Raw genomic sequence first — 9,843 nt, forward strand, 5'->3', positions numbered from 1 at the left:
GACACCCTTATCGATTTACTAAATATTAGGCAATTCCCACCCTTCTCTACGTGGCAGTTTCACAAACTGATTTGCCTCGTCAAAATTGGTTATTTTCATTGCTTTAGCATCCCAAAGGAGTCTTTTCCTTCCAGCATTACCCTCTATATTCCAGCTTCTGATTGCAAGATTACCAATCAGGATGCTTTCAGTAAATGGACCTGCATATTCAAAGTTGGAGCTTGTTTTACTTTTACCATATCCTTCTAAACAAGCATTTACCCATTGCTGATAATGTCCTTCAGGTACACGTGCAATTGCTTGCTTAGGCATAGTGGTCGTTTTCATCAATTTTGAAGGCAACAGACGAGGATTTGCACCATAGCAATCCACAATCATTTTACTTTTTGTACCGATGAAAAGTGCACCACCATCGCTAGCTCCAAAAGCCTCTCCCGGCAACAACTCATCCGGTAATTTTGGAAGTAAACCTCCATCATACCATGATACATCTATAGTTCCTTTATTATCCTTACGAGGGTATTTCAAATGAATGATTGAAGCAGCAGGGAAACCTTCAGGGTATTTAGCCTCTTTACCATCAGGACTCCAGCTGGTTGGAATACTACATTCTACCTCTGTAGGGAAGTCAATTGGCAAAAGACGGAATACAGGATCCATCATATGGCAAGCCATATCTCCTAATGCACCTGTTCCAAAAGCATTAAATCCGCGCCAGTTCCATGGCATATAAGCTGGGTTATAATCTCTGTATTTTGCTGGGCCTAACCATAAATCCCAATTTACTTCATTAGGAGTTTCAAATTTACCTGTAGGCGTTGGTAAGCCTTGTGGCCATATAGGTCTGTTTGTCCAAACCTGCACCGTATGAACATCACCTAATAATCCGGCATTATGTATTTCCATTGCCTGACGAACCCCATCACTCGAACCACCCTGATTTCCCATCTGAGTAATCACCTTAAACCTTTTAGCAGCAGTAGCCAATAAACGGGCCTCATGAATATCATGAGTTAAAGGTTTTTGAGTATATACATGTTTACCCAACTGCATAGCAGATATTGTAGCAATTGCATGGATATGATCCGGTGTAGAAATTGAACATGCATCAATATTGTTCTTTTCTTTATCCAGCATCTCTCTAAAATCTTTATAATATTTGGCCTTAGGGAAACGCTTACGCGAGGTAGCCGCCTGTCGATCATCTACATCGCACAGACCTACAATATTAACTTTAGGATTTTTCGCAAATTCGCTGAGGTCGCTTTCGCCCTTACCACCAACGCCAATGCCGGCAATATTAAGTTTATCACTTGGAGCAATAAAGCCCTTGCCAAGCACATGGCGTGGCACAATCATGAAACTTCCTGCAACAATAGAAGCGCTTTTAATAAAGTTCCTTCTGGATGCATCATTTGTGTTTGATTTTTTTACTGTCATTATATTTGGTTTGGTTTATTGCAATCTTTATAAAGCATTCTATCTATTTGACAAAAAGCACTTCAATTTCTGATCGATGTTAAAACAGTAGAAATATACAAAGATCAGCCTTAAAATAACATTATGTATTTGTTACGTTACATTAAAAAACTTGCGTAATGCTTTAGCCTTCATGTATCTCTACACGTAAATTAATAACTATTTCTTATAAAGTTATAATTAAGGTATATTTATCAGTATTGGATGAAGGAAGTTACACATGAATATGGTATAGATTTGTTCTGGAAAAATAACCTGGCAGAACAACTAGATGGCTATGTGGATGGCAATTACCTCCGTATACCTCAGGAAATTCATAGTGGAACTCGTTATGTATTACCCATTAGCCCTTTCACCACTGCCTTAATAATAGACGTAACATACAACCAACCTGTAACTTTTCATCAACGAAATACCAAAGATGATTTTATAGGTGTTTACTTTAACCTTACCGAAGGAGAAGCATTTCATGTACTTGATGAGGTTTCAAGACCAGTAGGCCGATGGAACTACAATCTTGCCATTATGGACAGCAGTCTTGATGCCGACTACATTATTCAAGAGGGTAGTAAGACTTATATGATCTCCATTTTCATAGCCAAAACAGCTTTTAAAGCTTATCTTGGAAAGCTACCTCAGTTTAAAGAAATACTTGATGAAGTTTTCGATAGTAAAAAAAACACCTTCATAAGGTATGAAAGAATGACCAATGAAGCTTGGTGGCTAATTGAAGAATTGCGCAAGATAGATATGGATGATCCTTTATATGATGTATTTCTGAAAGGCACCGTATATGCATTAATGGCAAACTATATGGATCAGGTTGCCAACCAGGAAATCCTGATTGAAAAAGTTGTAAAAGAAGACCTAACTGCAATCATCAGCTCACAATCTACCTTGCTCGACCTTATTACAGAACCCTTTCCCGGCATATCTTCACTTGCAAATACGGCATGCATGTCCGAAACCAGATATAAAACGTTGTTTAAGAAAATAACCGGACTCAGTCCGAATGCTTTCTTCCTGATCAATAAGCTATCCTCTGCAAAACAAATACTCGAAAACGGTGAAGTAACCATAGGAGAAGTTTCAGCACAGTTTAATTTTGCCACCCCATCACATTTCGCTGAGCTTTTTAAAAATGCATACGGTGTAGCACCAAAAGATCACCTTAGCTATTTCTAATTATGTCAGCTCCTGTTCTTCATATCAAGCATTATTACGCATTAGCCCCTCATTGGCAGCAACCAATGGCAAATGATCTGGGTGCCGAACTTATTGAAGAAAAATTACTGGAACTACCTAAAAGCATAGGCCAGGGCGGATCTTATTTTCTAGAAGTAATACCTGGACTTTCCTTGCTTTTAGCTGATGTAACCTTCCATACCCCCATTACGTTTACTCGACTAGCTACTACAGATCATTTCTATTTGGCATATTATGACCTTAGCGATGAAATTAGCAGTCATATTGTTGAAGGCACTGATCATAAAATTGGTTACCGCTCAAAACTTGGAATGGGTTTTATGGATAGTCAAACCGAAAGCACACTCATCCCTACCCTTAATGAAAGGTATTACAGTCTTAGGCTTTTTATGAGTAAAGAGCTTTTAATCTCGTTGATGGGGAACAGTAAACCCCAGAATATAATAGAAGCATTATTTGACGAGACAAAAAACACATTATTCTTTTATAGTCATATAGACAGCAGCACCCGCCTCTTGTTAAAAGAATTAAAAGAAAGATCGTTTAACGATCCTTCTTTTGAGTTGCATGCAAAAGGAACTGCTCTCAAAGTTTTAACGCACCTGATACGAAGAGCAAGAAACTTTGAACCCATCATTCAAAAGCTATCATCATCAGATACCACGGCAATATTAAATACTAGTCAGTATCTACTGGATAATTTACCATTAGATTTTCCGGGTGTAACCTTCCTTGCTGAACTGGCAGGAATGTCTGAATCTAAATATAAAAAGCTTTTTACCAAGATCGTAAAAAGCAGTCCTAAGAGTTTCTTTTTAGAAGAAAAGCTGTTGCTTGCACAGAATTTACTCCAAAGTGGCAACTTCCATTCCATACGTGAAGTAGCCTTAGAAGTTGGCTATAGCAAAACCGGATATTTCTCTGAAGCCTATAAAAAGGCATTTGGCACACTTCCTCAAGAAGTTTTTATTAAAACGACCAATTAACCTTTCTGTCTTAATCCGTTAGCATTAAACCTTTTTCTGGCAGCCTTGCCAGCAGGGCGACTGTACCTTTGTATCAACAAAAAAGATATAAACAGTAATCAATAAAACATTAATTAGAAAGTTATGAAAATGAATGCAAAAAAAATGTTAGCCATAGTTGCTTTAGCTCTTCCAGTATTATTTACAGCTTGTAAAAAAGATAAAGATGCTACTCCTCAACCTGAAAATGCGATAACCAATGTAAAATTTGTTTATAAAAGTGATGTCTTAAGTACAAAATCTGCTGACACCAACGGCGTTGATCTAAGCAAAGCGACCAGATTAAAAATAGTATATGGAGTAAAAGAAGGTAATATTAATCTGCCTTACTATAAAGAAGCCGAATTAATCCTTTCGTCAACAACAGAAAAGGCTACTACTATAGACCAAAAAATCTTCACATTTAAAGCAGGTACAATTTTAACTATAAAATCAGCTACCCTAATAGATGCAACAGGAAAAACAATAGCTATTGCACCTGCAGATGAATTTAAAGTAAGCAGTCCAGAGGGAACAATAGTAATGGTGCGCGAATACACTGTAACCAAACTCGAAAGAAAATAAGCATAGCAATTCTTAATACGTTAGCCTGTGCTTTAAAATTAAAGCACAGGCTTTTCTATTTGATCACCTATCTGATAGCTACTTAACATCAGTAAAATAAATTTTTATATGAAGCCTAAATCAGTTATTACAAATGGGGAATTTTCATTTCCTGCACTAACACACAGATCAGTATTACATCCTGAACAAATCATAATTGATGCCTTAGCAACATTTATCAATGAAAGGGCTGAGTTCCTTCCTGTTTATGAATACGGTAAATGTATTGGAATTATTTACTGCAATGATTTAATTGACTTTCTAAATCATGAAGACGCTGAAGGAGTATTTCTAGCTCATAAAATCAATTTCGATTTGAGGAGTGCTGTTATAGCTATGAATAATTCTATATAATCTCAAGCTACTTATACTTCTCAAGAATCTGCTCTAACTCTTCCAATGATTCCCGAAGTAGATCTGCGGTTGCTAATGCAGTTACAACTTTACTAACATGAAGTATATTGATCTCATGAACCATTCTTAAAAGTTCTTCCTGCTTAAATTCAAGCCGGGCTTTAAACTCAATTAATTCATTTTCAAGATCAACATTTAGCATGAGAGTTTGGTTTTAGTTTAGGTACCGCTAAGCACTTGTTGTAATTAGCAAATCAATATAATATAAAGATAAAGAATTCTCTAATAATCTTTACCTACAAGCAACTTTCTTTCTCAAAATAGTAAAGGCCCAACTATTACAGCAGGCCTTTACCGAATAAAATGCGCTTATTATTTGTATTCACTTAAAAGGATATCCATATCCCCCATAAGCTTCTCTACATCAACATCATTAGTACCATCATAAACACCTCTAATGCGCTTCTCTTTATCAACAAGTGTGAGAAACCCACCATGAACAAAGCCACCAGGAGCTTGCTTGTCTTCCTGAGCAGCAGCTAAGTAATTACGTTCAGCGAGTGCATAAATTTCATCTCTCGATCCCCACAAATACTCCCACTGCGTTCCTTTAATTCCAAGTTTATCAGCATACGCTTTCATTCTTGAAGGAGTATCATATTTTACATCAATGGTATGAGAAGCAAGTTTTACTTCAGGATTCCCTTCATACTTTTTATAGATCTTCAATAAATTACGATGCATGACAGGGCAAATTGTAGGACAAGAAGTAAAAAAGAAATCTGCCACATAAATTGTCCCTTCGAAATTCTTTTCAGTTACCACAGCGCTATCCTGATTTAATAGCTTAAACGGAGGAATAGTCTTGAATGCAGTATCCGCAACTGTTTTCCCATCAACTACCTTATCCGAGATTTCCATTTGTAGAAAAGGCAGTCGCTTAGTTTCATTCTTACAACCAACTGCAAACAACCCAAATCCCAAGGCTATTAAAAGTAAATTCCTCATTACTTCTTGAATTTATTTAAGTACTCATCAGACAACTTAATTTCTTGCTTATACAAGCTATCAATAACCTCAATCTTTTTCCGCTCATCCTTAAAATACTGTACAGCTACTTCGTTTGATTTACCGGTTACATCTGGCTCAAACTTGTGCATCCAGTCATTCATATCATTCTCAGCTTGACTTAAATCCTTAACCATAGCAAGGATTGTTTCTTTTTCCTTTAAAGTATCTACATCAGGAAACTTAGCTTTTAACCCACTAAGGTTCTTCAGCAAAGTATCTAATTTCATCTGATTATTTACAAGCACACTATGATCACCCATTACCACATCATGAAACTTCATTACTTCATCACGAACAACTTTATAATCCGTTGTGTCCTTATTTTGCTGCGTACAAGCAGCAGCTATTAATGCTATAAAAGCGATAACTAGTATTCTTTTCATTTTTTAAATATTAAAATCTATAAACCACTTATGTGTAATGCACATAAGTTCTGCACCAAACTTCGCTATGGTCAATCAGTCTGCACCCAATTGTCCTGTAAATTCACCTTCTCAGAAATGGCCTAGGAATCATTGCGCTTCTTCAACGCATTTATTCCAGACTTTGAAGAGAACGGTTAATTTCCCTTTGGCGGATGAAATATAGAATTTTTAATACACTGCGGTATCCCTGTAGAAAAAGGAATATGGAATTTAACTTCCGCAAAAGAATATTGCGTAAAAACCAGTGGCTTTACAATTAAAGCATCCTGTATCTGTGTTTTTTGCGACTGCCGTTCCTGCTTTTGTTCTTTATCCTGTGCCTGCTTTAACTTTTTCATTAAATAGCACTTACCATTACAATGCATTTCCGGTTTATCTCTGTTTTCGCAGAGTTCTGCAGCAATATATTTCTGATTTACCTCAAAACCCATAAACACAAATAAATTCGAGCAATTTGCACTAAGCAAACTAAACAAAAGTAATATGGTTATGGGTTTTAATAGCATTTCGCGACAAATGTAAGCATCATAAACGACGATTCATTTATCTACTTTAATATAGATGTTGGTTTTTTATTCTCGTCGATAGCTACAAACGAAAACTCTCCCGTTACTGCCTTTTCTCTATGATCAGAATACATCTGCTCAATAAAAATCTCGACATTAACCTTAAGGCTGGTATTTCCGATGTGACTTACCCTACCAACAAGTTCTACAATAGTACCTGCCGGAATTGGTTTTTTGAAGTCTATTCTATCACTACTAACCGTTACCATGATTTGTCTGCTAAAACGGGTAGCGGTAATAAAAGCTACCTCATCCATCATATGCATAGCAGTACCACCAAATAACGTATCGTAATGATTGGTTGTATTTGGAAATACGGCTTTGAAAATTCTAGTTTCCGAAGCCGTAATTTTATCTTCTAATGTCATTAATTCGATTGTTTGTTTCTTAGGTTACCCCATTTCAAATAGGTAGCTCCCCATGAAAAACCAGCACCGAATGCGGTTAATATCATTTTGTCGCCATATTTGAAATCATCTTTAAAGTCCCATAAACACAAAGGAATAGTTGCAGCGGTTGTGTTACCATATCTATCAATATTAACCTTAACCTGATCTTCAGATAACCCAAGATAATCACCAACGGATTGGATGATCCTTAAATTAGCCTGATGAGGGATTAAGAAATTGATTTGTGAACTTTCTAGATCGTTAGACTTCAAAACCTTATTACAAGTATCGGTCATACCCTGAATAGCCGCTTTAAATACAACACGACCATCCTGACGAACGTAATGCAATTTATCATCAAGCGTTTGTTGCGAAGCTGGATGCTTAGATCCTCCGGCAGTAACAATTAAATTCTCTTTACCGGTACCATCTGTTCTAAAATAGCTATCCATCAAACCAACTGGCTCTTCAGTCTGCTCCAATAAAACCGCTCCGGCACCGTCTCCAAAAAGAATACAGGTATTGCGATCAGTATAATTAATTATAGAACTATTTTTATCAGCGCCAATAACAACAACTTTTTTACAGCGACCGCTTTCAATCATACTTGAACCAAGAGTTAGTGCATACAAAAAACCGCTGCAAGCAGCATTGGTATCAATACCCCATGCATTCTTTAGACCTGCTTTTTCACAAACCATACTCCCTGTTGATACCATTACGTAATCTGGAGTAGAGGTGGAAACAATAACACAATCAATTTCATCTGGATCTACATTTCCATCTTCCATCAATCTTTTCAAGGCATAAGTAGCCATGTCGGATGTAGCAATATTTGGATCATTTACTATTCTTCTCTCCTTTATCCCGGTTCTGGCAACAATCCACTCGCTATTGGTATCTACCATCTTTTCAAGGTCATGGTTACTTAAAATAGTGTCCGGAACATAACCCCCAACCGCGGTAATCACCGCATTTTTCCTTATTCTCATTTATGTTTATGTAATTCTGTAAAAAGGGGCAGGCGCAAAACCTGCCTCTTTTTTCTACAAAGTTACGGCTTCTTCTACATATTCCCGCAGTACTTTTGCAGCTGCGACCATTTCTATTAAAGCTTTTTTTGTTTCATCCCAATGTCTGGTCTTTAAACCGCAGTCCGGATTCACCCAAAGTTGGGCTGCAGGAATAACAGATTTGGCTTTTTCAAGCAACAAAACCATCTCATCTTTGCTCGGAACACGTGGCGAATGGATATCATAAACCCCTGGTCCTATTTCATTTGGATATTTAAAATCAGCAAAAGCATCCAATAGTTCCATTTGCGACCTTGAACACTCTATTGTAATTACATCGGCATCCATATCGGCGATGTTCTGAATGATGTCATTAAATTCAGAATAACACATATGTGTATGAATTTGTGTTTCATATTTTATTACCCACACATTACATATTATTTTTTGAGTAGTGTACCTTTGCACTATTCTAAAAGCACTGTTATGAAATTTAACCGATCCATTCTTCCCGCATTTTTACTTGGCACTGTAATGTTTTTGGCCTCTTGCCAGGATCAAAAAAAACTTCCTATTTTAGGTCCAAGAGAAGCCGCAACAATTAAAAACGCAGATGGCTCAACCACAGTAGATACGGTTTATAAAACCATCCCTGCTTTCAGCTTTTTAAACCAGGATAGCACACTAATCAACAACGATACTTTTAAAGATAAAATCTACATCGCCGACTTCTTTTTCACATCTTGCACAACAATATGCCCCACAATGCACCGTAGCATGAAAACCATATTTGATAAGTACAAAGACAATCCTGATGTGATGTTCCTTTCGCATACCATTGATTTCAAATACGATCATCCTTCAGTTTTAAAGAAATATGCACAAAAACTAGGTGTAGATGGCCCGAAATGGCAATTTGCTTATGGTTCAAAAGACAGCATCTACAAAATTGCTGAAAAGGATTACTTAGTTGCAGTAATTGAAGATAGTACAGCTAAAGAGGGGTATGTACACCAGGGTTGGTTAATTTTAATTGACAAACAAAAGCGCATCCGCGGAGCTTACGATGGAACTAACCCAGAACAAGTTGCACAATTGACCAAAGACATTCCGGTTTTACTTGCTGAAGATAAGAAGTAACCATGCGTAAACTAGTATTAAGTACATTGTTTTTGGTTACAATTGCAATGATGGTTTATTCTTGCCAGAGTTCAGATCAGCTAAAACAGGACATTTACTATGCAAACGGTCGTGACCTGTATATTAAGCATTGCCAAAACTGCCATGGCTCAAAAGGAGAAGGGTTAAATGAATTAGCTCCCCCTCTTACAGATACTGTTTTCCTAAAGGAAAACAAACAGAAAATAGCTTGCTATATAAAAAACGGAGCATCAGGACCAATTACGGTAAACGGCAAGAAATACGATGGCAAAATGCCCGATTTTACAACTCTTGCTAATATAGATATTGCACAGATAGTTGTTTACATCACCAATACGTACGGCAATAAGCAAGGCATGTACAGCCCAGAGCAAATAGCAGAAGATTTAAAAAACTGTAAGTAAAAAGGGAACTAAAAATACACAATCGCCATCCTGAATTTATTTCAGTTTATATGTTTGAAGTAGCAAATTTCAACGTGTAAATTTATTATAAAAACAGCCATGGGAAATGTAACTTTAGGCAAAAGCCTGGACTTCAGTGGGCAAAAC

The 9,843-nt window shown here is 36.9% G+C and carries 14 protein-coding genes; 6 read left to right on the plus strand and 8 right to left on the minus strand.

Annotated features, from left to right (window positions below):
* Positions 1 to 18 precede the first annotated feature (18 nt).
* On the minus strand, positions 19 to 1,440 hold the full coding sequence (locus HQN83_RS24380) for a Gfo/Idh/MocA family protein (RefSeq protein WP_173094250.1): 1,422 nt from the start codon (positions 1,438 to 1,440) through the stop codon (positions 19 to 21).
* 243 nt (positions 1,441 to 1,683) lie between these two features.
* Here HQN83_RS24380 and HQN83_RS24385 point away from each other — a divergent pair, with 243 nt between their 5' ends.
* The 4 genes from HQN83_RS24385 (at position 1,684) to HQN83_RS24400 (ending at position 4,667) form a co-directional block, all read left to right on the plus strand.
* On the plus strand, positions 1,684 to 2,664 hold the full coding sequence (locus HQN83_RS24385) for a helix-turn-helix transcriptional regulator (protein ID WP_173094252.1): 981 nt from the start codon (positions 1,684 to 1,686) through the stop codon (positions 2,662 to 2,664).
* Positions 2,665 to 2,666: 2 nt separating this feature from the next.
* Positions 2,667 to 3,671, plus strand: a complete 1,005-nt coding sequence (locus HQN83_RS24390; RefSeq protein WP_173094254.1) for a helix-turn-helix transcriptional regulator — start codon at positions 2,667 to 2,669, stop codon at positions 3,669 to 3,671.
* Between the two features lie 129 nt (positions 3,672 to 3,800).
* Positions 3,801 to 4,274: a hypothetical protein gene (locus HQN83_RS24395; RefSeq protein WP_173094255.1), complete on the plus strand. Its 474-nt coding sequence runs from the start codon at positions 3,801 to 3,803 to the stop codon at positions 4,272 to 4,274.
* Between the two features lie 108 nt (positions 4,275 to 4,382).
* Positions 4,383 to 4,667: a CBS domain-containing protein gene (locus HQN83_RS24400; RefSeq protein WP_173094258.1), complete on the plus strand. Its 285-nt coding sequence runs from the start codon at positions 4,383 to 4,385 to the stop codon at positions 4,665 to 4,667.
* Between the two features lie 7 nt (positions 4,668 to 4,674).
* Here HQN83_RS24400 and HQN83_RS24405 read toward each other — a convergent pair whose 3' ends face one another.
* From HQN83_RS24405 to HQN83_RS24435, 7 genes are all read right to left on the minus strand, one after another.
* Positions 4,675 to 4,869: a hypothetical protein gene (locus HQN83_RS24405; protein ID WP_173094260.1), complete on the minus strand. Its 195-nt coding sequence runs from the start codon at positions 4,867 to 4,869 to the stop codon at positions 4,675 to 4,677.
* Between the two features lie 170 nt (positions 4,870 to 5,039).
* Complete coding sequence (locus HQN83_RS24410; protein ID WP_173094262.1) at positions 5,040 to 5,675, minus strand: SCO family protein; 636 nt, start codon at positions 5,673 to 5,675, stop codon at positions 5,040 to 5,042.
* Positions 5,675 to 6,121, minus strand: a complete 447-nt coding sequence (locus tag HQN83_RS24415) for a hypothetical protein (RefSeq protein WP_173094264.1) — start codon at positions 6,119 to 6,121, stop codon at positions 5,675 to 5,677. Before HQN83_RS24415 ends, HQN83_RS24410 begins: the two co-directional genes overlap by 1 nt.
* Before the next feature lie 176 nt (positions 6,122 to 6,297).
* Entirely contained in the window at positions 6,298 to 6,669 is a 372-nt protein-coding gene (locus tag HQN83_RS24420; RefSeq protein ID WP_173094266.1) for a hypothetical protein, read from the minus strand.
* Positions 6,670 to 6,710: 41 nt separating this feature from the next.
* Entirely contained in the window at positions 6,711 to 7,097 is a 387-nt protein-coding gene (locus tag HQN83_RS24425) for an acyl-CoA thioesterase (RefSeq protein WP_173094267.1), read from the minus strand.
* Entirely contained in the window at positions 7,097 to 8,110 is a 1,014-nt protein-coding gene (locus HQN83_RS24430) for a beta-ketoacyl-ACP synthase III (protein ID WP_173094269.1), read from the minus strand. The genes HQN83_RS24425 and HQN83_RS24430 overlap by 1 nt, the downstream gene beginning before the upstream one ends.
* Positions 8,111 to 8,164: 54 nt before the next feature.
* Entirely contained in the window at positions 8,165 to 8,602 is a 438-nt protein-coding gene (locus HQN83_RS24435; RefSeq protein ID WP_317172535.1) for a hypothetical protein, read from the minus strand.
* A 15-nt stretch (positions 8,603 to 8,617) separates the two neighbouring features.
* Here HQN83_RS24435 and HQN83_RS24440 point away from each other — a divergent pair, with 15 nt between their 5' ends.
* Both HQN83_RS24440 and HQN83_RS24445 read left to right on the plus strand, forming a co-directional pair.
* A complete protein-coding gene (locus HQN83_RS24440) occupies positions 8,618 to 9,271 on the plus strand; it encodes an SCO family protein (protein ID WP_173094271.1) in 654 nt (217 codons plus the stop codon).
* Positions 9,272 to 9,273: 2 nt separating this feature from the next.
* On the plus strand, positions 9,274 to 9,696 hold the full coding sequence (locus HQN83_RS24445; protein WP_173094273.1) for a c-type cytochrome: 423 nt from the start codon (positions 9,274 to 9,276) through the stop codon (positions 9,694 to 9,696).
* Positions 9,697 to 9,843: the final 147 nt, after the last annotated feature.

Source organism: Pedobacter foliorum, assembly GCF_013266735.1.
Classification (GTDB): Bacteria; Bacteroidota; Bacteroidia; order Sphingobacteriales; family Sphingobacteriaceae; genus Pedobacter; species Pedobacter foliorum.